Source organism: Mesorhizobium sp. M0293 (assembly GCF_040321735.1).
Taxonomy (GTDB): domain Bacteria; phylum Pseudomonadota; class Alphaproteobacteria; order Rhizobiales; family Rhizobiaceae; genus Mesorhizobium.
Genome location: NZ_JAMYSA010000091.1, coordinates 1 through 24,585 on the forward strand (window position 1 = coordinate 1; position 24,585 = coordinate 24,585).

At 63.8% G+C, this 24,585-nt stretch carries 22 protein-coding genes; 15 read left to right on the forward strand and 7 right to left on the reverse strand.

Annotated elements, in window-relative coordinates:
- Positions 1–162: 162 nt before the first annotated feature.
- Positions 163–1,707 carry an MATE family efflux transporter gene (locus tag NKJ06_RS26420; protein ID WP_352811150.1) on the forward strand — a complete coding sequence of 515 codons (1,545 nt, stop codon included), beginning with the start codon at positions 163–165 and terminating at the stop codon, positions 1,705–1,707.
- On the opposite strand, the gene NKJ06_RS26425 is transcribed toward NKJ06_RS26420, so the two are convergent.
- From NKJ06_RS26425 to speB, 5 genes are all read right to left on the reverse strand, one after another.
- Positions 1,695–2,129, reverse strand: coding sequence for an FKBP-type peptidyl-prolyl cis-trans isomerase (locus NKJ06_RS26425; RefSeq protein ID WP_352634582.1), 435 nt, complete (start codon positions 2,127–2,129; stop codon positions 1,695–1,697). The two genes, NKJ06_RS26420 and NKJ06_RS26425, sit on opposite strands and share 13 nt — an antisense overlap.
- 281 nt (positions 2,130–2,410) lie before the next feature.
- Positions 2,411–3,058 carry an amino acid ABC transporter permease gene (locus tag NKJ06_RS26430; protein ID WP_352634580.1) on the reverse strand — a complete coding sequence of 216 codons (648 nt, stop codon included), beginning with the start codon at positions 3,056–3,058 and terminating at the stop codon, positions 2,411–2,413.
- A complete protein-coding gene (locus tag NKJ06_RS26435) occupies positions 3,055–3,711 on the reverse strand; it encodes an amino acid ABC transporter permease (RefSeq protein WP_352634578.1) in 657 nt (218 codons plus the stop codon). The genes NKJ06_RS26430 and NKJ06_RS26435 overlap by 4 nt, the downstream gene beginning before the upstream one ends.
- Before the next feature lie 6 nt (positions 3,712–3,717).
- Complete coding sequence (locus tag NKJ06_RS26440) at positions 3,718–4,524, reverse strand: transporter substrate-binding domain-containing protein (RefSeq protein WP_352634577.1); 807 nt, start codon at positions 4,522–4,524, stop codon at positions 3,718–3,720.
- A gap of 80 nt (positions 4,525–4,604) precedes the next feature.
- Entirely contained in the window at positions 4,605–5,666 is a 1,062-nt protein-coding gene (gene speB / locus NKJ06_RS26445) for an agmatinase (protein ID WP_352811153.1), read from the reverse strand.
- Between the two features lie 266 nt (positions 5,667–5,932).
- Here speB and gcvA point away from each other — a divergent pair, with 266 nt between their 5' ends.
- The 8 genes from gcvA (at position 5,933) to NKJ06_RS26485 (ending at position 14,956) form a co-directional block, all read left to right on the forward strand.
- Entirely contained in the window at positions 5,933–6,907 is a 975-nt protein-coding gene (gene gcvA, locus NKJ06_RS26450) for a transcriptional regulator GcvA (protein WP_352634573.1), read from the forward strand.
- A 160-nt stretch (positions 6,908–7,067) separates the two neighbouring features.
- Positions 7,068–8,372 carry a nicotinate phosphoribosyltransferase gene (pncB, locus tag NKJ06_RS26455; protein ID WP_352634571.1) on the forward strand — a complete coding sequence of 435 codons (1,305 nt, stop codon included), beginning with the start codon at positions 7,068–7,070 and terminating at the stop codon, positions 8,370–8,372.
- A gap of 171 nt (positions 8,373–8,543) precedes the next feature.
- Positions 8,544–9,986, forward strand: coding sequence for a hypothetical protein (locus NKJ06_RS26460; RefSeq protein WP_352635944.1), 1,443 nt, complete (start codon positions 8,544–8,546; stop codon positions 9,984–9,986).
- 153 nt (positions 9,987–10,139) lie between these two features.
- Entirely contained in the window at positions 10,140–11,444 is a 1,305-nt protein-coding gene (locus tag NKJ06_RS26465; RefSeq protein ID WP_352635942.1) for an ABC transporter substrate-binding protein, read from the forward strand.
- Between the two features lie 218 nt (positions 11,445–11,662).
- Complete coding sequence (locus tag NKJ06_RS26470; RefSeq protein ID WP_352635940.1) at positions 11,663–12,544, forward strand: branched-chain amino acid ABC transporter permease; 882 nt, start codon at positions 11,663–11,665, stop codon at positions 12,542–12,544.
- Complete coding sequence (locus NKJ06_RS26475) at positions 12,541–13,503, forward strand: branched-chain amino acid ABC transporter permease (protein ID WP_352635939.1); 963 nt, start codon at positions 12,541–12,543, stop codon at positions 13,501–13,503. The genes NKJ06_RS26470 and NKJ06_RS26475 overlap by 4 nt, the downstream gene beginning before the upstream one ends.
- Positions 13,500–14,225, forward strand: coding sequence for an ABC transporter ATP-binding protein (locus NKJ06_RS26480; RefSeq protein WP_352635937.1), 726 nt, complete (start codon positions 13,500–13,502; stop codon positions 14,223–14,225). The genes NKJ06_RS26475 and NKJ06_RS26480 overlap by 4 nt, the downstream gene beginning before the upstream one ends.
- Positions 14,222–14,956 carry an ABC transporter ATP-binding protein gene (locus NKJ06_RS26485; protein WP_352635935.1) on the forward strand — a complete coding sequence of 245 codons (735 nt, stop codon included), beginning with the start codon at positions 14,222–14,224 and terminating at the stop codon, positions 14,954–14,956. Before NKJ06_RS26480 ends, NKJ06_RS26485 begins: the two co-directional genes overlap by 4 nt.
- Here NKJ06_RS26485 and NKJ06_RS26490 read toward each other — a convergent pair whose 3' ends face one another.
- Positions 14,957–16,339 (reverse strand): sodium:proton antiporter, encoded by a 1,383-nt coding sequence (locus NKJ06_RS26490; protein WP_352635946.1) that lies wholly within the window; start codon positions 16,337–16,339, stop codon positions 14,957–14,959.
- A 70-nt stretch (positions 16,340–16,409) separates the two neighbouring features.
- A complete protein-coding gene (gene pncA, locus NKJ06_RS26495) occupies positions 16,410–17,024 on the reverse strand; it encodes a bifunctional nicotinamidase/pyrazinamidase (RefSeq protein ID WP_352635933.1) in 615 nt (204 codons plus the stop codon).
- A 260-nt stretch (positions 17,025–17,284) separates the two neighbouring features.
- Here pncA and NKJ06_RS26500 point away from each other — a divergent pair, with 260 nt between their 5' ends.
- Genes NKJ06_RS26500 through NKJ06_RS26525 form a run of 6 tightly spaced genes read left to right on the forward strand, consistent with a single transcriptional unit; the run spans position 17,285 to position 24,409 of the window.
- The gene (locus tag NKJ06_RS26500) at positions 17,285–18,142 is read left to right on the forward strand and encodes an FAD binding domain-containing protein (protein WP_352635931.1); all 858 of its coding nucleotides are present in this window, start codon (positions 17,285–17,287) and stop codon (positions 18,140–18,142) included.
- Complete coding sequence (locus NKJ06_RS26505) at positions 18,139–20,955, forward strand: molybdopterin-dependent oxidoreductase (RefSeq protein ID WP_352635929.1); 2,817 nt, start codon at positions 18,139–18,141, stop codon at positions 20,953–20,955. Before NKJ06_RS26500 ends, NKJ06_RS26505 begins: the two co-directional genes overlap by 4 nt.
- On the forward strand, positions 20,952–22,493 hold the full coding sequence (locus tag NKJ06_RS26510; protein ID WP_352635927.1) for a 6-hydroxynicotinate reductase: 1,542 nt from the start codon (positions 20,952–20,954) through the stop codon (positions 22,491–22,493). Before NKJ06_RS26505 ends, NKJ06_RS26510 begins: the two co-directional genes overlap by 4 nt.
- Positions 22,493–23,374, forward strand: a complete 882-nt coding sequence (locus NKJ06_RS26515; RefSeq protein WP_352635925.1) for a UPF0280 family protein — start codon at positions 22,493–22,495, stop codon at positions 23,372–23,374. Before NKJ06_RS26510 ends, NKJ06_RS26515 begins: the two co-directional genes overlap by 1 nt.
- Entirely contained in the window at positions 23,367–23,951 is a 585-nt protein-coding gene (locus tag NKJ06_RS26520; protein WP_352635923.1) for an amino acid synthesis family protein, read from the forward strand. Before NKJ06_RS26515 ends, NKJ06_RS26520 begins: the two co-directional genes overlap by 8 nt.
- Positions 23,948–24,409 carry a MarR family winged helix-turn-helix transcriptional regulator gene (locus NKJ06_RS26525; RefSeq protein WP_352635922.1) on the forward strand — a complete coding sequence of 154 codons (462 nt, stop codon included), beginning with the start codon at positions 23,948–23,950 and terminating at the stop codon, positions 24,407–24,409. Before NKJ06_RS26520 ends, NKJ06_RS26525 begins: the two co-directional genes overlap by 4 nt.
- Positions 24,410–24,585: the final 176 nt, after the last annotated feature.

A 24,585-nucleotide genomic window follows, 5' to 3' on the forward strand; every position in this document is an offset into this window, starting at 1 on the left:
CGGCGGTCCGGCGGGCGCAATCTGCTCCCCCCCCTCCGCTCTTGCCTACATGTCGCGTTTCGTCCAAAAGCTGGCGCAAACGCCGCGAAACCGAAGGTTTTGCCGTTTGAAATGCGGCTTCCGGCTCTTTGCCGACGTGCCGCAACTGGAAAGAGCAGGAAAATGTCTGCGATCGAAGCCGGCGCTCGCGCGCCGGAAAATCTTTGGCGTCAGGAAATCAGGGCGACGCTGGCGCTCGCCTGGCCGATGGTGCTGACCAATCTCGGCCAGACCGCGATGACGGCCACCGACGTCATGATGATGGGTCGCCTCGGGCCGGATACGCTGGCCAGCGGCGCGCTTGGCGCCAACCTCTATTTCATGCCGCTGATCTTCGGGCTCGGCCTGATGCTGGCGACGTCGCCGATGATCGCGACCGAGCTTGGCCGCCGCCGCTATTCGGTGCGCGACCTGCGCCGCACCGTGCGCCAGGGCTTGTGGCTGGCGATCCTGATCTCGATCCCGATCTGGCTCGTGCTGTGGCACGGCGAAGCCATCCTGCTGGCCATGGGCCAGGACCCGGTGCTCGCCCACCAAGCCGGCATCTATCTGCGCTGGCTCGAATGGGCGGTGCTGCCCTTTTACGGCTACATCGTGCTGCGCTCATTCATCTCGGCATTGGAACGGCCGGGCTGGGCGCTGGTCATCGTCTTCGTCGCCGTCGCCTGCAACGCCTTCTTCAACTGGGTGTTCATGTTCGGCAACCTTGGCATCCCGTCGATGGGCATTGCCGGCTCGGGCCTTGCCACCTCGCTGTCCTCAACGCTGATGTTCGTCGGCATGGCCGTCGTGGTGATGTTGGAGAAAAAGTTCCGGCGCTACCGTCTCTTCGGCCGTTTCTGGCGCGCCGACTGGCCGCGCTTCAAGGGCCTGTTGCGGCTCGGCCTGCCGATTGCCGGCATCCTCGCCTTCGAGGTGACGATCTTCAATGCGGCGGCGCTGCTGATGGGCCTGATCGATGCGGATTCGCTGGCCGCGCACGCGATCGCCATCCAGATCGCCTCGATCAGCTTCATGGTGCCGCTCGGCCTCAACCAGGCGGTGACGGTGCGCGTCGGGCTTGCGCACGGCGCCGGCAATCCGGAGGGCGTTTCCCGCGCCGGCTGGACCGCCTTTGTCATCGGCGTCTCGTTCATGGCCCTGATGGGGCTGGTGATGATCCTGTGGCCGCATCCGCTGATCAGCGCCTTCATCGATCTGGGCAATCCGGCCAATGCCAGGGTGATCGCACTTGCCGTGTCGTTCCTGGCCCTCGCGGCGCTGTTCCAGGTCTTTGACGGCGCGCAAGCGGTTGCCGCCGGCATGCTGCGCGGCCTGCACGATACCAAGGTGCCGATGATCTACGCCGCGATCGGCTATTGGGGTGTCGGCCTGCCGCTCGGCGTGCTGCTCGCCTTCCATTTCGGCCTGCATGGTGTCGGCATCTGGATCGGCCTGTCGTCGGGGCTGGCCGTGGTGGCGGCGCTGCTGCTGGCGCGCTGGCTGCGCCGGGATCGCCTGGCGCCGCCATTGGTGTGGGGGCTTTCACCCAACCGGCCGCCGGGGCCCGGCGGCCGTCATATTCCAATCTTGTGGCTCATTACACGGCGCCTTCAGATCGGCGCACGAGACGTCCGTCTGGTGCCAGGAGCTTCAGCCGTGATTCATCCCGTTGACTACGCCGCCTGAACGATCTCGACCAGTTCAACATCGAACACCAGGTCCTTTCCGGCCAACGGATGATTGCCGTCGAGCTTGACGCTGGCCTCGTTCACACCGACGACTGTTACCGGCATGGGGCGCCCGTCGCGGGTTCTAACCTGCAATTGAGTGCCGACATCAACGTTGATGTTGTCTGGCACCTTGGCGCGGTCGATGGTCACGACCGCTTCAGGGCGGTGGGGGCCATAGGCGGCGTCTGCAGGAACGGTGACGGTGCTTTTCGCGCCCACCTCCATGCCCTCGACCTGGGTTTCAAGGCCAGGGATCAGTTGTCCTTCACCCAGAGTGAATTGCAGCGGTTCGCTGCCGGAAGCATCGAATTGAGTGCCGTCGACTAGGCGTCCAGTATAGTTGATGCGCACGGTGTCGCCATTCTTGGCCTGTGTCATAACAGTCATCCTTTCGGATTTTTTTGAGGGGGCCGGCCAGAGCTCACGGTCCCGTTCTTGATCATCCACGCACGAACGTGCACGGTGCGAAACTCTAAAACTAGGCACTCGGCTGCAGATGTAAAGCGTAGAGCTGCCGACTGGCTTCCTCATGTGTCGCCTTCGTTCGCATGCTGCCTGTGCGATGATGCCCGCCGCCGATCTTCAGAGCCGACCAAGCCAGCACCGAAATAACTCAGTGTAGTCGCCGTCGATGCCGGTCAACACAACACGTTCGCGGCTCAGCGCGCCGGCGCCCGCTTTTCGAGTTTGCGGGCGTATTGCGTCAGCGGAAAGCACATGACGAAGAAAATCAGCGCGACCAGTCCGTAGACCTTGAACGGTTCGAATGTGGCGTTGTTGATGGCGTTGGAGGTTCGCACCAGCTCCTCGAAGCCGATGATCGAGGTGAGCGCGGTCGACTTGATCAGCTGTACCAGGAAGCCGACGGTCGGCGCGCGGGTGATCGAAAAGGCCTGCGGCAGGATGATCAGCCGCAGTTCCTGCAGGTAGTGCAGGCCGAGGCTGGCGCCGGCATCCCATTGGCCCAATGGCAGCGCGGCGACGCCGGAACGCCAGATTTCGGCGAGATAGGCGCTGGCGAAGAAGGTCAGGCCGAGCACCGCCGCAGTCCACGGCTCGATGCGCAGGCCGAGCATCGGCAGGCCGAAGAACATCAGGAAGAGCTGCATCAAGAGCGGCGTTCCCTGGAACAGAGCGATGTAGCCGGAGGCTATGTGCCGGCTCCATTTGTTTTTGGCGATCCTGAAGAACAACACGATCATGCCGACGATGCCGCCGCCGATGAAGGCGGCCAGCGACAGGAGCACCGTCCAGCGGGCGGCGAGCAGTAGGTTGCGCACGATGTCCCAGAAGGTGAATTCGATCATGACACGCCGGCCCCCAGGATGCGGCGTCCGCCTGACACCAGCAGCCGGCGCAATGCCATCGACATCAAGAGATAAACCAAGGTCACGACCAGATAGGTCTCGAAGGAGCGGAATGTGCGCGCCTGCAGCATGTCGGCCTCGTAGGTCAGCTCGCGCACCGCGATCTGCGACACGACGGCGGACTCCAGCATCATGATGACGATCTGGCTGGTCAGCGCCGGAAAGATCACCTTGAGCGCCTGCGGCAGCACGATCTTGATGAACACCTGGCGTGGCCTCAAGCCCAGCGCCAGGGCTGCTTCCGTCTGCCCGCCAGGCACGGCGTCAAGGCCGGCGCCGACGATCTCGATCGTGTAGGCCGCCATGTTGAGCGTCATCGCCAGGATGGCGGCCAGCACCGGATCGAGCCTGATGCCGAGGCTGGGCAGGCCGAAGAAGATGAAGAACAGTTGCACCAGGAACGGCGTGTTGCGGATGATTTCGACATACCAGGCGATGGCCCGCTTGAGCAGCACCGGGCCGTTTCGCCGTCCGGCGGCACCCAGGATGCTGAGGAACGTTCCGGCAAGCGTGGTCATGGCGATCAAAAGGATCGTCGTGGCCGCGCCGCGCGCGATGTCGCCCAGAGCACCCGGGAGCCAGGCGAAGGCCACGGAAACTCAATCCTTGAGATTGTCGGGATTGAGCGGCGTCTTCAGCCAGGCTTTCGAGCTTTCGTCGAGCTTGCCGTCCGCCAGCATCTTGGCAACGGCATCGTTGACCGCCTTCTTCAGGCCGTCTTCGTTCTTGTTGAGACCGATATGCGAAGGCGAGGTCAGAAGCTGGAACTTCTGCTCCGGCTTCAGCGCGTCCTGCTTGGCCAGCACCTGCGCGCCGACGTCGTTGCCGACGACCATCAGCTGGGTCTGGCCGGAGATAAAGGCCTGGATCACGGAATTGTAGTTGTCGAAACGCTTGATGTCGGCCGACGCGGGGGCTGCCTCGGTGAGCGAGGTGTCTTCCAGCGTGCCGCGGTTGACGGCGATCGACTTGTCGGCAAGGTCTTCCTTGCCTTTGACCGAAAGTGCTGCCGGACCGATCACGGCGATGTAGTAGGGCGCGTAGGCGACAGCAAAGTCGATGACCTGCTCGCGTTCCTTCGAATAGCCGACGCTCATCAAGAGGTCGACGCGATGGTCGTTCAAGTAAGGAATGCGGTTCTGGCCGGTGACGGCGACGGGATTGAGCTTCACCTTGAGCGTGTCGGCAATGTATTGCGCGACATCCATGTCATAGCCCTTGAGGCTCATATCGGCGCTGGCCGAGGAGAAGGGCGGGAAATCGGCGAAGACGCCGACATTGATGGCGCCGGCCTTGGTGATATCCGCCAGCGCATCGGCGCTGGCGGCCTGGGTGGCGAATGAGAGACCAGCGGTGCTGAGCACCAGCATGGCGGCGATGGATGCAAATGTCTTTCGGATCGTCATTTTTATTCCCCTCTGGAAGCTTTGTTTGTTTGGGTCGGCCACCGGCTCCAGCGCGGTAGCCGCCTTTGCTTTTCTAAACGTCAGGCGCCCTTGCCTGTGATTGCCGGGCTGAACACCATCAGGCTCAGGATCTCGAACAGCACCTGTGCGGCGGCATGGGCGGTGTTGGTGGTGGCGTCGTATTGCGGTGCCACCTCGACGACGTCGCCGCCGACGATGTTAAGGCCTTTCAGGCCGCGCAGCAGTTCGAGCACTTCGCGCGTCGTCAGCCCGCCGACTTCTGGCGTGCCGGTGCCGGGCGCGAAGGCTGGATCGACGCTGTCGATGTCGAAGGAGACATAGGTCGGACCGTCGCCGACGATCTTGCGCGCCTTCTCGATGATGGCGCGAATGCCGAGACCGGTCACTTCCTCCGCATGGACCACGGTCATGCCGGACTCGTAGGTGAACTCCCACAGATATTCGGCCGAGCCGCGGATGCCGATCTGGATGGTGCGCGTCGGATCGAGCACGCCGTCCAGCACCGCGTTGCGGAACGGCCCGCCATGGTGGAATTTGGTCATGTCGAACAGGCCACTGGTGTCGCAATGAGCGTCGATGTGGATCAGCCCGACCGGGGCTTTCTTGCCGACGGCCTTCAGGATCGGATGGCTGATCGAATGGTCGCCGCCGATCGAAAGCGGGATGACGCCGGCATCGACGATCTGATTGGTGCGGCGCTCGATATCCTCATGGCTGATCTCCAGCCGGTAGCGGCTGCGGAACGGCGTATCGCCGATGTCGGCGACCCGAAGTTCATGCGTCGGCGCGCATTCCAGCACATGGTTGTAGGGGCCGATGCGCTCGATGGCGCGCAGCGCCCTTGGCCCGAAGCGGGAGCCTGGCCGGTTGGTGACGCCGAGATCCATCGGCACGCCGATCATCGCCACCTGCAAATCGCCGAAATCCGGATTGTCGGCTGATATTTCGCGGTAGGGCGCGGCGAGGAAGGTCGGGATGCCGGAATAGGGCGCCAGCCGTGTACCGCTCTTGGAAAAGATCTTGTCGGCGACCTTGCGGAACTTCGGGTCGAACATCTCGCCGCCATGGCTTTCACCATATTTGCGACGCAACGCGTCGAGTTTGCCGCGATCGTAACCCATATCCGCTCTCCTGCCGGCTGATGCAGTGCGACCGTTGGTGATGCCTGGCGAAGCCGACCGTCATCCGGCCGGGTCGCTGTCCCGCTGGCTGCCTGCAGATTTCACGTCTTGAAGCTGTTCCGGACTCAAGTGTCCGGCAGCCGCATTGAAAAATCAATTGATATTGTTAAGGTGTTTTCTGTGAGAAAATCTCACAATGAACTCTGAGCACGATCTCATCCGAAAACCGGCCTCCACTTTTCGGGATCGTGCTTCAATGGATGCTCATGCCCAAACGCCTGCCGCCCCTCAATCCGCTGCGCGCCTTCGAAGCAACGGCCCGGCATGGCTCGCTGACCAAGGCGGCCAGTGAGCTGAATGTCACGCATGGCGCCATCAGCCACCAGATCAAGGCGCTCGAGCAGTCGCTCGGCGTCAAGCTGTTCGAGCGGGTCGGCCAGCGGGTCAAACTGACACCGCATGGCGCCGAACTTTTGCCGGCGGTCTCGACCGCCTTCGACAGCATCGCCGCCGCCACCCAGCGCATGACAAGGCCGGCGAGCAGCGGCACACTTTCAGTCTCCTGCGTGCCCGCGCTGCTGTTGCTGTGGATGACACCGCGGCTCGGCAGTTTCATGGCGCAATATCCCGACATAAGGCTGACGCTTATTCCCTCGAACGACCCCAGGGATTTGCGGGCGCCGAACATCGATGTCTGCGTGCATTATGGCGACGGCAGCTGGACCGATTGCTGGATGCGAAAATGGTCGGGCCTCGAACTGTTCCCCGTGGTCAGCCCGACATTGATCAACAACCGCCCGATCCGCAGCGTCAGGGATCTCGCCGACCATGTCTTCCTGCATGGCGACGACGGCCGCGAATGGCACACTTGGCTGGCGGCCGCGGATGCGCTGGACCTGGAGCGGGGCCGCCGCCACCATCTCGGCGATGCGCGCATGGCGACCGAGGCGGCGGTGCATGGCCACGGCGTGGCGTTGGGCGATTCGGTGACGGCAAGTGCGCTGCTGGCCAGGGGCATGCTGGTCGCGCCGTTCAGCCTGTCGGTGCCGGCGGTCGACGATTTCTATGTTGTCTGCCGCAACGAGATGAGAGCGACGCCGATCGTGCAGGTGTTCATCGACTGGCTGTTTGCCGAGAAGGCCGGAGATGACGGCCGCGCCGATGCACCGGTGGCGGGGCGCATCGTCAGCCGCCGCAAGCGTCCCGCGCTCAGGGTCATCGGCGCCAAAACCGGGACCTGACGCCGGCTTGCGGCGCGCGGCGAGCCGTCGGTGGTCTCTCAGTCCATGCAAGGTTTTCTTTTTGTCGGGCCAGCCGGAAACCGGGCAGCGTTTTGGCCAATTCGATGCTATGAGGCCTGTCGCGGTTGTGGATTGCAGACAGCAAAGGCGGTGTTGAAACATGGCTAAGACCGATATTGCGCGGCGGGTCTATAACCACACCTGGAAGCTCGATCCGATCGTGCGCAGCCTGCTCGACACGGATTTCTACAAGCTTTTGATGCTGCAGATGATCTGGGGCATGTATCCCAAAGTCGACACAACTTTCTCGCTGATCAACCGCACCACCTCTGTGCGGCTGGCTGACGAGATCGATGAAGGCGAACTGCGCGAACAGCTCGACCATGCCCGCACGCTGCGCTTCTCCAAGAAGGAGATGATCTGGCTCGGCGGTAACAATTTCTACGGCCGCAAGCAGATCTTCGAACCGGAATTCCTCGCCTGGCTGGAAGGCTTCCGGTTGCCCGAATATGAGCTGTCCAAGCGCGACGGGCAGTACGAACTGACCTTCAGCGGACCGTGGATGTACACCACGCTGTGGGAGATCCCGGCGCTGGCTATTATCAATGAGCTCCGATCTCGCGCCGCCATGCGGGCGTTCGGCCCCTTCGCCCTCGATGTGCTCTATGCCCGCGCCAAGGCCAAGATGTGGGCCAAGACCGAGCGGCTGAAGGCATTGCCCGGCATCCGCATCTCAGACTTCGGCACGCGCCGGCGGCATTCCTTCCTGTGGCAGCGCTGGTGCGTCGAAGCGCTGAAGGAAGGCATTGGCGAGGCGTTCACCGGAACCTCCAACGTGCTTCTGGCGATGGACAACGACCTCGAAGCGCTCGGCACCAACGCACATGAGCTGCCGATGGTGTTCGCCGCCCTCGCCAATTCGGAGAAAGAGCTGAAACAGTCGCCCTACAAGGTGCTGCAGGACTGGCAGCGTTACTATGGCGGCAATCTGCTGATCGTGCTGCCCGATGCCTTCGGCACCGCCTCCTTCCTGCGCGATGCGCCGGACTGGGTGGCCGACTGGACCGGCTTCCGCCCCGACAGCGCGCCGCCGATCGAGGGCGGCGAAAAAATTCTGTCGTGGTGGCGCGACAAGGGCAAGGATCCGCGGCAGAAGCTGCTGATCTTCTCCGACGGGCTCGAGGTCGAAACGATCGAAGAGACCTACCGCCACTTCAAGGGCAAGGTGCGCATGTCCTTCGGCTGGGGCACCAATTTGACCAATGATTTCGAGGGCTGCGCGCCGACGGAAACCAACAGCCTCGATGCCATATCGCTGGTCTGCAAGGTCACCGAGGCCAATGGCAGGGCGGCGGTGAAGCTGTCGGACAACCCGGCCAAGGCGACGGGCGACGAGAACGAGATCGAGCGGTATATCAGGATTTTTGGCGAGAAGGACCGCGTGGAGCAACTGGTCAAGGTGTGAGGGGTGGTGGGGCTCTTCGATAGCGTGAGTTCCTTAGCGCCCCCCTCTGTCCTGCCGGACATCTCCCCCTCAAGGGGGGAGATTGGCTTTCATTTCGGCTTTCGCCAATCTTCCACGCAGCAAAAAAGGCGCCGATCAAAGAAACTGCTAATCTCCCCCCTTGAGGGGGAGATGTCCGGCAGGACAGAGGGGGGCGCCGTAGAGTGCCTTCCTGCGAGAGTTGCGCCCCCATGCCTCATCGCTTTGCTAGCCTTCTTCCCCACCCACGCCTTCGCCCACGCCTCCGACCGAGGCCACGTCCTGCTCCTGCCGACCGGCTACTACCTGGTCGGCGGCGCCTTCGCCGTCGCCGTCAGCTTCCTCGTCCTGTCTCTGCTGCCGGCGGATTGGCTTGATCGTTTCTGGCGCCGGCGCCTGCCGCTCTTCGGCTTTGGCGACGCCTTCCGAACCACCGTCAGCCTGATCTCCTTTGCCGGCTTTGCAATTCTCATCGCCGCCGCCTTTTTCGGCAGCCGCGACCCGCTCTCCAACCCGCTGCCTCTGGTGATCTGGACCCTGCTGTGGGCTGGCGTTGCGCTGCTGCAGGGCGTCTTCGGCGATCTCTGGACATGGCTCAACCCGTGGGTTGGGCCATGGCGTCTCGTCTCGCGCCTGTTGGGTGGAGACAACGACGGGAGATGGCGTCTGCCTGGATGGCTCGGCTGCTGGCCGGCGGTGATACTGTTCTTCGCCTTTGCCTGGTTCGAACTCATCGATCCGGCGCCGGATGATCCGGCGCGACTGGCATATGCTGCCGGCCTCTACTGGTTGTTCACCTTCCTTGCGATGCTGGCGTTCGGCTATCGCGCCTGGAGCCGCAGCGGCGAATTCCTGACGGTCTTCTTCTCGATGGTGGCGCGCTTCGCTATCGTCGAGCGCAACGAAGCCGGCCGGCTTGCGCTATGCTGGCCGGGCGCCAAACTGCTCGCCGCGGAGCCGTTGCCGACCAGCGGCATTGCCTTCCTGCTGCTGGCCCTGTCGTCGGTGTCCTTCGATGGCCTGTCGAAAACCTTCTTCTGGCTCGGCCTGTTCGGTATCAATCCGCTCGAATTTCCCGGCCGCACCGCGGTTATCGGCAGCGGCACGCTCGGGCTTGTCCTCACATTCGCGCTGCTGGCGGCGGTGTTCCTGCTTGCCGTCTGGCTCGGCCAGCGTCTCGCCGGCAGCGATCACACTTTTGGCCAGGCAGCTGGCCTGCTGGTCTGGTCGATCGTGCCGATCGCGCTCGCCTATCATGTCGCGCATTATCTGACGGCGCTACTTGTCGACGGCCAATATGCGCTTGCAGCACTTTCCGATCCGTTCGCGCTGGGCTGGAACCTGTTCGGCACCGCCGACATGCAGATCGAGGCCGGCATCGTTGCCGGGGCGGATTCCGCCTGGTGGCTGTGGAATGTCCAGGCCGGCACCATCGTCCTTGGCCATGTGCTCGCCGTCCTCGTCGCCCACGGCTTCGCCTGGCGCCTGCACCCGCAGCCGTCCCGCGCGGCACTTAGCCAGTTCCCGCTCACTCTACTGATGATCGCCTACACCGTCTTCGGCCTCTGGTTGCTTGCCACGCCGACCGTCGGATGAGAAAAAGGCGGCCTCGATATCGTTCGGGAAGCTCGCTTGCCACACCAAGGCTTTGGTGATTTAGTTTGTACACATGCAATTTTTCACGTCCTCTTAGCGAGGATGCCGAAGCGCCTTAATCGTTGGTCAAGACTGAAAAACAGGGGAACGAACATGGCTGACAAGAACGGATTTTTCGACCTCTCCAAGACTGCCCTCACCCGCCGCACGGCGCTGAAGGGTCTGGCCGCGGGCGCCGGCCTCGCCGTCGCCCCCGGCTTCGTCCGCTATTCCCAGGCGCAGAGCTCGGCGCCGATCAAGATCGGCTTCCAGTCGCACCGCACCGGCATCGGCGCCGCCTATGGCCGCTGGTACGAGAAGGCGACGGCTGCCGCGGTCAAGGCGATCAACGCCGCCGGTGGCATCAATGGCCGCCAGGTCGAGGTGATCATCGAGGATGACGGCACCGATCCCGGCCGTGGCGCCGAGGTGGTTGGCAAGTTCGCCACCCAGCACAAGACCGACATCGTCTTCGGCACGCTGTTCTCGCATGTCGTCATCGGTTCGGCGCCCGCTGCCGGCGAAAACAAGATGCCCTATTTCGTCGTCAGCGAAGGCCACCACGTCGCCTCGACCAAGCTCAATCGTTATGTCTTCCAGCCCGGCATCACCGACGTGAAGAGCCAGATCCAGTCGATGGCGCCGTGGATCGCGGCCAATGCCGGCAAGAAGGTGACGCAGATCTTCCCGGATTTCGCCTTCGGCTACGACCATCGCGACTACCTGCCGCCGGCACTGAAGGCGCAAGGCGCCGAGGTCATCGCGCAGATCGCCATCCCGCCGACGGAATCGTCCTTCACCAAGTATTTCCCACAGATTCCGACCGAGACCGAAGTGATCTACCACGTCATGGTCGGCCCGGCGGTGCTCACCTTCGTCAAGGAACTCGGCGAGTTCTACGGCTCCAACCGGCCGCAATTGTTTGGTTTCATCGATTCGCTCGAAGCCACCGACATCAACAGCCCCGGACTCGAGTTCCTCGACGGCAGCCATTTCTGGGAAGGCTCGCCGCGCTATGCGCAGCCAGACGATTCCGCGGCGCAGAGGGCCTACCGCGCCGCCGTCGGCATCGACGACAATGGTGCTGCCGTCGGCGACCCCAAGGACGTCTCGACCGCAGCCCACATGTTCGGCTGCTGGGAGACGCTCTACGTCGTCAAGAAGGCGATGGAAGACGCCGGCTACAAGGGCCCGGAAGACCGCGCCAAGCTGGTCGAGGCGACCGAGGCGCTGACCGAATTCGCCGAGGGGCCCGAGCATCCGCAGGGACCGAAAACCTTCAACGGCAAGATCCACCAGTGCTTTGGCATCCAGAACATCTCCAAGGTCGAAGGCGGCAAGCTCAAGGTCGTGCACAAGACCAAGATCGAGGACGGGCTTTACGAGGCCGAGGGGGATTATACGACGCAGGCGCTTTAGACAGAGCTTCGTCTGTAAGCGTGGGAGCCAAGTCACCCCCCTCTGTCCTGCCGGACATCTCCCCCGCAAGGGGGGAGATCGGCGGTTCTTGCGGCGGCACTTATCTGCCGGCGTTGGCGATTGGCGAAACCGGCGACGACATCCAATCTCCCCCCTTGCGGGGGAGATGGCCGGCAGGCCAGAGGGGGGTGCACTTGGCGCCTGCCGGTACTTAGCCGATGCACTTCGGTCCCCACCTCCTCCTCGCCGCCCTCGAAGGTCTCGTCACCTCGGCCGTGCTGGCGCTGACGGCGCTTGGTCTGTCGCTGGTGTTCGGCGTCATGCGGGTGGTCAATGTCGCGCATGGCGAGTTCTTCATGCTCGGCGCCGTGCTCGCCTGGGCGATCACCACGGCGATCGGCGGCCACCCGGCACTCGGCTTCCTGGCTGCATTGGTGATTGCGCCGCTGATCGTCGGCGCCATAGCACTGGTCGCCGAACGGCTGGTGCTGCGCCGGCTCAACTACAATCCGGAAGCCACCATCGTCGCCACCATCGGCATGCTCTACATCATCCAGCAGCTGGCGCTGACCTTCTATGGTCCGGAGGCGCGGCCGGTGGAGCCGCCGTTCAGCTATCGCATCCTTCTGCCGTGGTTCGGCTATTCCGGCTACAAGCTGTCGATCATCGCCGCTTCAGCGCTGCTGCTGATCGCGACCTGGCTGGTGCTGACGCGCACCAAGATCGGCCTCGTCATGCGCGCCACGCAGTATGACAGCGAGACGGCGCAAGCCTTCGGCATTCCCGTGGGACGCGTCTATGGCGGCGTCTTCGCGCTTGGCGCCATGCTGGCGGCCATCGCCGCGGTGCTGATCGTGCCGATCAGCCAGGCGCACTACCTGATGGGGCAGGATCCGCTGCTGCTCTCCTTCATCGTCGTCATCATCGGCGGCCTCGGCTCGCTGCGCGGCACGGTCGTCGCCGCCGTGCTGATCGGCCTCTCCGACGGCATCATCTCGATGTTCTTCTCGCCGACGCTGGCCAAGATCATCGCCACCCTGCTCGTCGCCATGGTGCTGGTGTTCCGGCCGCAAGGCCTGTTCGGGACGGCATCGCGATGAGCGAAGCTTCGCCGGCAAAAGCCTACGCTTTACATCTGGGCGTCATCGCGCTGCTCTTCGTGCTGAGCTTCCTGCTGCCGGAGTATTATCACGGCCTGCTTGCCCGCATCATGGTGCTGGCGGTCTTTGCCATGGGTTACAACATGCTGTTCGGCTATGTCGGCCTGCTCAGCCTCGGCCATGCCATGTTCTTTGCTGCCGGACTGTACGGCGCCGGCCTCGCCGTCATCCAGCTCGGCTGGAGCGTGCCCTTGGCCTTCCTTGGCGGAATTGCCTGCGGCGCGGTGCTGGCGCTGGTGATCGGCCTGTTGGCGCTGCGCACCACGGGTGTCGCCTTCATGATCGTCACCATGATGTTTGCGCAGGTTTTTTATCTCCTCATTCTCTACCTCGCGGCATGGACCGGTGGCGACCAGGGCATGGTCGTGCCGCAGCCGGCGCGCGTGCTCAGCTTCGGCGCGACATCGCTCGAGCTCACCAATCCGACCGTGCGCTACATGATGGCGCTAGGGCTGTTTTCCATCGTGCTGCTCGTCACATTGGCGATCGTCCGCTCCCGATATGGCCGCGTGCTGGTCGCCATCCGCGAGAATGAGGAGCGGACGAAGATGCTCGGCTACGACACCTTCTCCAACAAACTCGCCGCCGTCGTCATCTCCGGCACCATCTGCGCGGCCTCGGGCGCCGCCTATGCGCTGTTGTTCGGTTATGTCGGATCGAGTTTCGCTTCGGTGCAGTATTCGATCCTGCCGCTGCTCTGGGTGCTGCTGGGCGGTGCCGCCACAACGCTTGGGCCGCTGATCGGCACGCTGTTCATGTATTATGTCATCGACATCACCAGCGGCTACACGTCAGCCTATCTGCTGATCGTCGGCATCGCGCTCATCCTTTTGGTGCTGTTTTTCCCGAAAGGCATTCTGGGCAGCATCCGCCAGCGCTGGCTCGGGTGGCTGCCATGATGCCGCTTTTGACCACCAAGGGCCTGTCGCGAAACTTCGGCGGCCTGCGCGCCGTCGACGGCGTCGATTTCGAACTGATGCCGGGCGAAATCCGCGCCGTCATCGGACCGAACGGGGCGGGGAAGACCACTTTCGTCAGCCTGGTCAGCGGCCGCATCCAGCCATCTTCCGGAATGATAATCTTCGATGGTGCCGACATCACAAACCAGCCGGGCTATATCAGGGTTCGCCAAGGCATCGCCTACACCTTCCAGATCACCAGCGTCTTCGGCAATCTTTCCGCCTACGACAATGTCGCGCTGCCGGTGCAGCGGACCCTGAGCGATGGCCGCTCGAAGGGCGCGGTGCGGGCTGGCGTCATGGCGGCGCTCGAACGCACGGGGCTGGCCGATCGTGCGCATATGCCGGCCGGGCAATTGTCCTACGGCCATCAGCGCCTGCTGGAAGTGGCGATGGGCCTGGCGCTGAAGCCGCGCCTGCTGATCCTCGACGAACCGACACAAGGTCTGGCTGACAGCGAGATCGACAATTTCATCACTGTGGTGCGCGAAATCGCCAAAAACGCCACCGTGCTTTTGATCGAGCATAACATGCCTGTTGTCATGCAACTCGCCGACCGCATCACCGTCTTCAACGCCGGCAAGATTCTGGCCGAAGGTACGCCCGAAGCGATCCGCGAGAACGCCGCGGTGCAGGAAGCCTATCTGGGGACCGCCCCATGACCGAAACAAACAGGGCCGAAGCGAAGTCTCAAGCACTGACTATTTCGGGGCTCGACTGCTTCTATGGCGAGGTCCAGGTGCTCTATGGACTAGACCTCACGCTGAACAAGGGCGAGGTGCTGTGCCTGTTCGGCCGCAACGGGGCCGGCAAGACGACGACGCTCAAAGCCATTATGGGGCTGGTTCCCTCAAGCGCCGGCTCGATCAGACTCGAAGGCAAGGAATTGACAGGACTGCCGGCGCACGAGGTGCCCAAGGCTGGGGTCGCCTATGTGCCGCAGGGAAGACGGCTGTTCGCCGAGATGACGGTGGCCGAAAACATCGAGATCGGGCTGATGGCACGCGGCAAGGGCAAGGCGACGCGCGAAAACGTGCTCGACCTCTTCCCGCTGCTGCGCCAGCGACTGCGGCAGCGCTCGGGCACGCTGTCCGGCGGCGAACAGCAGATGCTGGCGATGGCGCGCGCGCTTTGCCTGGAGCCGCAGGTTCTGCTGCTCGACGAGCCGACCGAAGGGCTGATGCCGTCGATGATCGCCAAGATCCGCGAGACGGTGTCGAAGCTGCGTGACATGGACGTTTCGACCATTTTGGTCGAGCAACGGGTCGATGCGGTGCTGTCCGTCGCCGACCGCGTTGCCTTCATCGAAAACGGCCGCAATCGCGAAACGGTCGATGTCGAGCAACTGCGCGCCGACCCGTCGGCGGTCCGCCGCTATGTCGGCGTGGGTTGATCAGCCGAAGAACAGAAAACCCGCACCCAAAAATATCGGGATCAGTACCAGGCCCGACCATGCCATATAGCCGAAAAAGCCCGGCATCTTCACGCCGCGATGTCGGGCGATGGCGTAGACCATGAAGTTCGGCGCATTGCCGATATAGGTGTTGGCGCCCATGAACACCGCGCCGGCCGAGATCGCCGCCAAAGTCGAGGCAAATTCCGTCATCAGGTGCCGTGGGTCGCCGCCGGCAAGCTCGAAGAACACCAGATAGGTCGGCGCGTTGTCGAGGAAGGACGACAGCGCGCCGGTCAGCCAGAAATAGGCGAGGTCGTTGGGCGCGCCCGAGGGCGAAGTGACGAGGGCGACCAATGGCGCCAGCGCGCCGTCATGCCCGGCTCTCAGGATGGCGACGACCGGCACGATGCAGATGAAGATGCCGGCAAACAGCTTTGCGACTTCAGCGATCGGCCCCCAGTTGAAGCCGTTCGCCTCGCGGTGGCTCTTGTAGGAGAGGGGAAGCGACAGCAGGGCCAGCGCAAGGATGATGGCGTCGCGCACCAGGTTCTGCAGCTCGAGACTCACGCCGAACACGGAAAAGCTCACTCCCGGCTTCCAGGTAGCCGACAGCAGGATCGCGCCGATCACGCCGGCCAGCAGCGGAAGGTTGGCGAGACCGCGCAGACGCACCTTCGTGTCCGGCGTCGGATCCTTGATCTTCGGCGCGCCAGCCTCGCGCCGGTGCAGGACGATGTCGATGCCTAAGAAGACGACCAGCACGACACCGCCGACGAACAGCGTCTCGCACCAGAGGTTGGCGGTCGTCCAGAAGAAATCGACACCGCGCAGGAAGCCGACGAACAGTGGCGGGTCGCCCAAAGGGGTCAGCGAGCCGCCGATGTTGGAAACCAGGAAGATGAAGAAGATCACGACATGGGCGTTGAACGGCCTGGCGTCATTGGCGCGCAGAATCGGACGGATCAGGATCATCGAGGCGCCGGTCGTGCCGATGACCGAGGCGAGTAGTGCACCGACCAGCAACAGCCCGGCATTGACCAGCGGCGTGCCGTGAATGTTGCCGGCGACCAGAATGCCGCCCGAAATAGTGAACAGCGCAAACAGCAGGATGATGAACGACATGTATTCGGTGAGCAGCGTATGCAGTACCGCCTCGGTCGCCGAGGGGACACCGAAGGCCAATGCCAGCGGCACGATCACCAGCGCTGCCCAAAGTGCTGCGATCTTGCCGTAGTGATGCTCCCAGACATGGTGGAAGAGCAGGGGACCGGTGGCGATCGACAACAGAAGCCCGGCAAAGGGCAGCGCCCACCACAGCGACATCACGGCGCCGGGCAGACCGTGTTCCTCCGCCGCGAGAGCCTGTGCCGGAAACGACATTGCGAGGGCAACCGCAGCGCCCGCCTTTGTCGCGATCCGCAAAAAGCCCCTCTTGCGCCCCACGGTCCGTTCAATCCGACAAAGGATCTTCGAGCGTCACCCCGGCGTCGCGCATGCGGTGCAGCATCGTATCGAGCGAACCGTTGAGATCGATGCCACGGCAGGCATCGAGCCTGACGGTGGTCTTGAAGCCCTGGCTGACGGCATCCAGCGCCGAGAAGCCAACGCAGAAATCGGTCGCCAGACCAACCAGGGTCAGCGTGTCGATGCCGCGTTCCCGGAGATAGCCGGCAAGGCCGGTCTGCGTCGTGCGGTCGTTCTCGAAGAAGGCCGAATAGCTGTCGATATCAGGCCGAAATCCCTTGCGGATGACGAGCTCGGCCTTGGTCCAGGCGAGGCCGGAATGGAAATCAGAGCCCAGGCTGCCCTGGATGCAATGGTCCGGCCACAGCGTCTGCTGGCCGTACGGCATTTCGATCATCGTGAAAGGCTGCGCGCCTGGATGACTGGAAGCAAAGCTCGAATGGCCGGCGGGGTGCCAGTCCTGCGTCAGCACGACATGGTCGGTGTGCCGGATCAGGTCGTTGACCAGCGGCACGATCTCGTCGCCGCCGGCAACCGCCAGCGCGCCGCCCGGACAAAAGTCGTTCTGCAGGTCGATGACAACAAGCGCTTCGTCGGCCATGGGCTTTCCTCTTCCGTATGTAGGCTCCAGTGGAAAATGCCGCTGACGCGACCGGACGCAGAAACTTGACCAGAAGGGCCGCGGCGTCAACCTCTCAAGGCATAACAAATGCGTGCCGACCGAGTGGGCGCAAACTCCGGCTTTGACAATTCCTGCCGGCTTGATATCATTTGCATACGAATGAATTCCCCCGGCCGCCGATGCCGGCCGGATCTTTCGAAATACCGGTTCTGGAAGACCTCTTTTCTGGAAGGCAAGGCGTGATGCGTTACGCGAAACCCACCTCGGTCGACGAAGCGCTCGCTTTGCTTGGCGAGGGTGCCTGGCGCATTCTTGCCGGCGGCACCGATTTTTATCCGGCGCAGGGAAGCAAACCGTTCCGGGACAATGTCCTCGACATCAACGGCCTGGCGGCGCTGCGCGGCATTGCAGACACGGGCAGCCATTTCGTCATCGGCGCGCGTACCACCTGGACCGATATCATTCGCCATTCCTTGCCGCCGGCCTTCGACGCGCTGAAGCAGGCGGCGCGAGAGGTCGGCTCGGCGCAGATCCAGAACGTCGCCTCGGTCGCCGGCAATCTCTGCAACGCCTCGCCGGCCGCCGACGGTGTGCCGGCCCTGCTCGTCCTCGATGCCGAGGTCGAGCTGCGTTCGACGACGGTGACGCGGCATCTGCCGTTGCAGGACTTCATTCTGGGCACCCGCCGCACGGCTCTGCTGCCCGGCGAGATGGTGACGGCCATCCGCGTGCCTAAGCCCAGCGGCACGTCGGCTTTCGTCAAGCTCGGTGCACGGCGCTACCTCGTCATTTCCATCGCCATGGTGGCGGCACGTCTGGTCGTCGACAACGGCACTGTCCGGCAAGCGGCCGTCGCCGCCGGCTCCTGCTCGGTAGTGGCCAAGCGGCTGGCCGGCGTCGAAGCCGCGCTGAGCGGGCTGCCGGTGGACGGCAGACTGGCCGACGCGGTCCAGTCTGCGCCGATGGGCGAGCTGTCGCCGATTGCCGATGTGCGCGGCAGCGCCGAATACCGGCTCGATGCGGTGCGCGAAATCGTTGCACGCGCCGTGCTCGCGGCCGTGGGGCGAACGACTAGCGACGAGGTGGCGGCGGCATGAGCCAGGTTCAGACTGAAGTGAGTGAAGCCCTGCCCGATCCGGGCAACATCCAGCCTGGCTTCGGCGCTGCGCGGGCCGATATCGCCTTCGAGGTCAATGGCGACGCCATCTCGGTCAACGTACCGCCGCTGCGCCGGCTGTCCTCGGTACTGCGCGACGAATTGCTGCTGACCGGCACCAAGGTCGGCTGCGATGCCGGCGATTGCGGTGCCTGCACGGTGCTGGTCGACGGCGATCCCGTCTGCGCCTGCCTGATGTCGGCTGCGTCCGCTGCCGGAACGTCGGTTACAACCGTTGAAGGCCTCGCCAATGGCCGGTTGTCGGCGCTGCAAGCCTCGTTCCTTGCCCATGGCGCGGCGCAGTGCGGCATCTGCACGCCAGCGCTGCTGGTCGCGGCAACGGCATTGTTGGACAAGCAGCCTAACCCGACCGAGACCGAGGTGCAGGACGCGCTGGGCGGGATTCTATGCCGCTGTACCGGCTACCGGAAGATCATCGCGGCGGTGATGGATGCGTCGCAGCAAGCAGCAAGCCTCGATTTCCGCTTGCCTCAATCCGGCCAGGCGATCGGCTCCTCCCCCGTCAGGCTCGACGGCGTGCCAAAAGTCACCGGCGGTGAAAAATTCGGCGGCGATTCTTTCCCTGCCGACGCGCTGGCCGTGCTGGTGGTCCGATCGCCGCATTATCACGCCGGCTTCGCCTTCGGCGACCTCGACGGCTGGGCGAAGGCACATCCCGGCATCGCCGCTGTCTTCACCGCCGCCGACATTCCCGGCAAGAATTGTTTCGGCGTCATCGGGCCGTTCGCCGACCAGCCGGCGCTGGCCGAAGGGTTTGCCCGCCTTCGCGGCGAGGCGGTGGCGCTCGTTGCCGGCGAGCGCGAGGCGATCCTCGATCTCGACCTTTCGGATTTTCCGGTTCGCTGGACCGAACTGCCGCATTTTCTGCAGCCTTGCGAAGCGCGGGCCGGCGGTGCCAAGCTCATTCATGACAATCGGCCGGCAAACCTGCTTACTGCCGGCTTCGTCGAACACGGTGACCCCGAGACGGCTCTCGCCGGCGCGGCGTTCATCGTGTCCGGCGCCATCGACACCTCCTATGTCGAACATGCCTATATCGAACCAGAGGCCGGCTATGCCTACCTGGACGGCGACACGCTGGTGGTCGTCGCCTGCACCCAGGCACCCTATATGGATCGCGACGAGACTGCGAAGGTGCTCGGCCTTGCCGTCGACAAGGTGCGCATTGTGCCGACCGCGACGGGTGGCGGCTTCGGCTCGAAACTCGATGTCTCGCTGCAGCCGCTGATCGGCCTTGTAGCGCTGAAGACGGGGCGGCCGACGGCACTCGCCTACACCCGCACCGAATCGATGATTTCGACCACCAAGCGCCATCCAGCCGAGATGAAAGCGACCATCGGCGCCGATGCCGATGGCCATGTCACCGGCATGACCTTCGAAGGCGATTTCAACACCGGCGCCTATGCAAGCTGGGGGCCGACGGTCGCCAACCGCGTGCCGGTGCATGCATCCGGCCCCTATGCGACGCCGAACTACCGTGCCGAGGGCCGCGCTATTCACACGCATGGGCCGATTTCCGGCGCCTTCCGCGGCTTCGGTGTGCCGCAGGCGACGATCATGCAGGAGACGCTCTATGACGAGCTGGCCGGCAAGCTCGGCATGGATCGGCTCGACTTTCGGACGAGAAACTGCCTTCGGAACGGGTCCGAAACGGTTACCGGGCAGCGTCTGGACTCAGGCGTCGGCATTGCCGAATGCCTCGAATCGCTGCGGCCGCATTGGGCGCGCGCGAAAGCCGACGCGGATGCGTTCAACGGTACCAACAGAGACAAAAAGCGCGGCGTAGGCATCGCCTCCTGCTGGTACGGCTGCGGCAACACCTCGCTGCCTAACCCGTCGACCATCCGCGTCGGCATCGCGGCTGACGGCACGGTCATCCTACACCAAGGCGCCGTCGATATCGGCCAGGGTTCGAACACCGTCATCGCCCAGATCTGCGCCGACGCGCTTGGCCTGCCGCTGGAGAAATTCCAGCTGAAGAGCGCCGATACATCGATCAGTCCCGACGCCGGCAAGACATCGGCCTCGCGCCAGACCTTCGTCACCGGCAAGGCGGCCGAAAAGGCCGGCCGCGCCTTGCGCGAACAGATACTGCGCTTTGCCAATGTTTCCGAAAACGCAGCCCTGCAGCTTGACGGCCCGGCGATCGCCATCCGCGAAGGTGAAGCCACTCGCCGTATCGACCTCGCCTCGCTCGACGTGGATGCCGAAGGCTTCGTCTTCCGCGCCGAGGAGACCTACGACCCGCCGACGCTGCCACTCGACGCCAAGGGACAGGGCAAACCCTACGCCGTCTATGGCTATGGCGCGCAGATTGCCGAACTGGAGGTCGACCTCAAGCTCGGCACGGTGAAGTTGATCAAGATCACAGCCGCGCACGATGTCGGCAAGGCGATCAACCCGCTGCTGGTCGAAGGCCAGATCGAAGGCGGTATCGCGCAAGGCATCGGCATGGCGCTGATGGAAGAGTATATTCCCGGCCGCACCGAGAATTTGCACGACTATCTCATTCCGACCATCGGCGACGTGCCGCCGATCGAAACCATCCTGATAGAAGTTCCGGATCCGGAAGGACCCTTTGGCGCCAAGGGGTTGGGCGAGCATGTGCTGATCCCGACGGCGCCTGCGATCCTCAACGCCATCCGCCACGCCACCGGCGTCCTGGTCACCAAGATTCCGGCGACGCCGACGCGTATCCGCGCCGCCATTTGCGAAAAGGAGGCACGCCGATGAGCGAGCTTGCCGAACGCTTCGAAACCCACGATCCCGGCGAGAAGCTGGTGGCGGAGAAGATCCGCTGCGATGCCTGTCCGGTGATGTGCTACATCGCCGATGGCCGCACCGGCGCTTGCGATCGCTACGGCAATGTCGGCGGCAGCATCGTGCGGATGGACCCGCTAACCATCCTCGACCATGCGGCGGAGGCCGGCGCGGCAATCGTGCCGTTCGTTGCCGAGGGCGAGACATGGGACGGCGAACTTATCAACACCGGCCGCCGCTTCGTCACCGCCATCGGTGCCGGCACCACCTATCCCGACTACAAGCCGGCCCCGTTCATCGTCAGCCAGGAGGTCGAGGGCGTCGATCTCGTCACGGTCGTCACCGAGGGCATCTTCTCCTATTGCGGTGTCAAGGTGAAGATCGACACCGACCGTCATATCGGACCCGAAACGGCTGTGGTGCGGTCGCAAGGCGAAGCGATCGGCCATGTCACGACAGGCGAATATGGCTCTCAGATGTTGTCGCTTGGCGGCGTGCACCATCTGACCGGCGGCTCCAAGGCTGAAGGCCGCGCCACCTGTGACGCGCTGCTCAATCTGTGCAACCGCAAGCCTGTCGAACTAGCCATCGATGGCGGCGCCATCATCACAGTCGAAGCCGGCAAACCACCTGTGATCGACGGCAAGCAGGAACACCGCATGCGTGTCGGGTGCGGCTCGGCGACCATCGGCATGTTCGCCACGCAATGGCGCGGCCTGGTCGACGAGGTAGTGGTGGTCGACGACCACATCACCGGCGTCGTCTCGGAGCATCAGGCCGGCAAGGTGCTGGGCTGGCAGGACACCGGCATAAAAATCATCGGCCGCCGCTCGACGCCGGGCCGCTATTTCAAGGTTTCCGAACCCGGCCTCGGCTGGGGCGGCACCAGCATATCCGACCCGCTGTCGATCCTCGGCGAATGGAACGCCAAGAAGGGCGCGCGGCCGGGCCTGTCGTTGCTGATGGTTTCGACCACCGGCGAGCAGTTCGCCTATTACGAGCTCGACGACGAGCTGAAGCCGGTGCAGAAGCCTTTTCCCGAACGGCTGCAAAAGTCCGTCGAGTTGATCGAGGACAATTGCGAACCGGCTTTGTGCACCGTGCTGTTCATCGGCGGCGCCGGTGGTTCACTGCGCGCCGGCGTCACCGAAAACCCGGTCAACCTGACCCGTTCGGTACAAGGCCTGACCACCTATGTGACGGTCGGCGGCGCGCCGGTCTATGTCTGGCCGGGCGGCGGCATCACGCTGATGGTCGATGTCACAAGGGTGCCGGAGGGCGCCTTCGGCTATGTGCCGACCCCCGCACTTGTGGCGCCGATCGAATTCACCCTACGCCGCGACGACTACATCAGGCTGGGCGGCTACGAGGCCGAGATCCGCAACGTCGAGGATATCGTTGCTAGGGGTGGCGAATACCTCAACCCGCGACGCGGAACGTGTGCTGCGGCCGGCAATCCATGGCCGCCGCTGGCGCAATTGCGCCGCGCTGCGTCGAACGAGACCGGGTGATGCAAGGCCCGCAAGCGCATTGGCTGCAGGACGGCAAGCGGCTGCATCTCAACCACGGGCCGATCGACTTGATCGTCGAGGCCTTTGGCGAGGCGCACGAACGCCGCTTGGCCTATGAACAGGCTGCAGCTCGGTTCCAGACCATTCTGACCGAACTGGTTGATGAACTACCCGGCCTGCGACGCCCCACGTCATTGCGCCCCCGTCTGTTCTCCGGGTCGACAGCACGGCGCATGGAGGCGGCAATTGTGCCGCTGGCGGAAAAATTCATCACGCCGATGGCCGCCGTCGCCGGTTCGGTAGCCGACGAAATGCTTGATGCGCTGCTGGAGGGTCGCCAGCTCGATCGCGCCTATGTCAACAATGGCGGCGATAGCGCCATCCACCTCGGCACCGGCCAGTCCATGATGCTTGCCATCGCCGGCACCGGACACGGTCTTGCGGACCGCATCATCATCCGCGCCGAGGATGGCGTGCGCGGCTTTGCCACCAGCGGCTGGCGCGGACGCTCGTTTTCGCTGGGCATTGCCGACGCCGTCACCGTGCTCGCGAAGACCGGAGCCGAAGCCGATGCCGCCGCGACGCTGATCGCCAATGCCGTCGATCTGCCCGGCCATCCGGCCATCCGGCGTGTGCCGGCGCGCGATCTGGCGCCGGACAGCGACCTTGGCGACAGGCCTGTCACGCAAGAGGTCGGCCGGCTTTCCCCAGCGGAGATTGCCATGGCGCTGGACAGCGGGCTTGCCGTCGCCGAAGATTTCCGCCGCAGGGGATTGATCGCCGCATCGGCGCTCTTCCTTGCAGGCCAGACCCGCATCAGTGGTTCCATGGCGCTTGCCGCGCCCAACAAAATCCCAGGGAAGGAAGTTGCGCATGCCTGAGTTTCCGATCCGCAAAATCGCGGTGTTGACCGAAGAGATCTTTCACGAGGGCGGGCCGGTGGCCCAGGTGCCGCGCCGCCGCGCCGTCGCCATGGCGCTGGTGAAAAACCCGTTCGCCGGACGCTATGTCGAGGACTTGCAGAGCGCCATGGACGACCTGAAGCCGCTCGGCCTGTTGCTCGCCGACCGGTTGATCGCCGCGCTCGGCGGAGACGTGAAGCAGATCGACGGCTATGGCAAGGGCGCCATTGTCGGCACAGCAGGCGAACTCGAGCACGGCGCGCTCTGGCATGTGCCCGGCGGCTACGCCATGCGCGAGCGGCTCGGCGACGCCAAGGCGATCGTGCCGTCGGCGAAAAAGGTCGGCGCTTTCGGTTCAAAGCTCGACGTACCGCTCGGCCACATCAACGCCGCCTATGTGCGCAGCCATTTCGACGCCATGGAAGTCGGCATCAATGACGGGCCGCGTCCCGACGAAATCCTGTTCTGCCTCGCCATGACCTGCGGCCCGCGCGTGCACGACCGCATGGGCGGGCTGGCAGCCAAGGACATCAAGGCCTGGGACGGGCTGCGATGAGCGCCGAGGACAATCTGCTCAAGCTCGTCGAGGTCGAAGAGCCTGAGGAACACGATTACCTCCTGCAGGAGCAGGTCGGCTTCATCCTGCGCAAGGCGCATCAGCGCCATGTCTCGATCTTTGCCGCGCATATCGGCGACCTGACGCCGCCGCAATTCGCAGCACTCGCCAAGCTGCGCGATGTCGGCGAGACCTCGCAGAACCAGCTCGGCACGCTGATCGCCATGGATGCGGCGACGGTGAAGGGCGTCATCGACCGGCTGAAGGCGCGCGGCCTGGTCGAGCTTTCCAAGCACGAGGCCGACAAAAGGCGGCTGCTGGTCAATCTGACCGCAGAAGGCCGCGACGCCATCGAGCGCCTGATCCCGCTGGCCCGCGAGATCACCCAGGAGACACTGGCGCCGCTCTCAGCCAAGGAGATCGCCACCTTCATGAAGCTGCTGGCGAAGCTGGCGTAAGGGCTACGCTGCCTGCCCGCAGTGGTTGAGGCGGTCAGAGTCCATTTTCGGAGACGAGGAGGTTTGGCGCTGCCCCTCATTGTCCTGCCGGTGTCCAGCCGATAGATGGGTAACACTTTGAACCGGATACATAGGTAACAGTTTTCCCCCTTATGATAGGTTCGTCGCAGCGCCAA

Coding starts and splice junctions, on each gene's coding strand:
- gcvA (WP_352634573.1), top strand. CDS start 5,933: ATGCCCAAACGCCTGCCGCCCCTCAATCCGCTGCGCGCCTTCGAAGCA.
- NKJ06_RS26475 (WP_352635939.1), top strand. CDS start 12,541: ATGAGCGAAGCTTCGCCGGCAAAAGCCTACGCTTTACATCTGGGCGTC.
- NKJ06_RS26430 (WP_352634580.1), bottom strand. CDS start 3,058: ATGATCGAATTCACCTTCTGGGACATCGTGCGCAACCTACTGCTCGCC.
- NKJ06_RS26510 (WP_352635927.1), top strand. CDS start 20,952: ATGAGCGAGCTTGCCGAACGCTTCGAAACCCACGATCCCGGCGAGAAG.
- NKJ06_RS26440 (WP_352634577.1), bottom strand. CDS start 4,524: ATGACGATCCGAAAGACATTTGCATCCATCGCCGCCATGCTGGTGCTC.
- NKJ06_RS26515 (WP_352635925.1), top strand. CDS start 22,493: ATGCAAGGCCCGCAAGCGCATTGGCTGCAGGACGGCAAGCGGCTGCAT.
- NKJ06_RS26485 (WP_352635935.1), top strand. CDS start 14,222: ATGACCGAAACAAACAGGGCCGAAGCGAAGTCTCAAGCACTGACTATT.
- pncA (WP_352635933.1), bottom strand. CDS start 17,024: ATGGCCGACGAAGCGCTTGTTGTCATCGACCTGCAGAACGACTTTTGT.
- NKJ06_RS26470 (WP_352635940.1), top strand. CDS start 11,663: ATGCACTTCGGTCCCCACCTCCTCCTCGCCGCCCTCGAAGGTCTCGTC.
- NKJ06_RS26490 (WP_352635946.1), bottom strand. CDS start 16,339: ATGTCGTTTCCGGCACAGGCTCTCGCGGCGGAGGAACACGGTCTGCCC.
- pncB (WP_352634571.1), top strand. CDS start 7,068: ATGGCTAAGACCGATATTGCGCGGCGGGTCTATAACCACACCTGGAAG.
- NKJ06_RS26425 (WP_352634582.1), bottom strand. CDS start 2,129: ATGACACAGGCCAAGAATGGCGACACCGTGCGCATCAACTATACTGGA.
- speB (WP_352811153.1), bottom strand. CDS start 5,666: ATGGGTTACGATCGCGGCAAACTCGACGCGTTGCGTCGCAAATATGGT.
- NKJ06_RS26460 (WP_352635944.1), top strand. CDS start 8,544: ATGTCCGGCAGGACAGAGGGGGGCGCCGTAGAGTGCCTTCCTGCGAGA.
- NKJ06_RS26465 (WP_352635942.1), top strand. CDS start 10,140: ATGGCTGACAAGAACGGATTTTTCGACCTCTCCAAGACTGCCCTCACC.
- NKJ06_RS26520 (WP_352635923.1), top strand. CDS start 23,367: ATGCCTGAGTTTCCGATCCGCAAAATCGCGGTGTTGACCGAAGAGATC.
- NKJ06_RS26505 (WP_352635929.1), top strand. CDS start 18,139: ATGAGCCAGGTTCAGACTGAAGTGAGTGAAGCCCTGCCCGATCCGGGC.
- NKJ06_RS26525 (WP_352635922.1), top strand. CDS start 23,948: ATGAGCGCCGAGGACAATCTGCTCAAGCTCGTCGAGGTCGAAGAGCCT.
- NKJ06_RS26420 (WP_352811150.1), top strand. CDS start 163: ATGTCTGCGATCGAAGCCGGCGCTCGCGCGCCGGAAAATCTTTGGCGT.
- NKJ06_RS26480 (WP_352635937.1), top strand. CDS start 13,500: ATGATGCCGCTTTTGACCACCAAGGGCCTGTCGCGAAACTTCGGCGGC.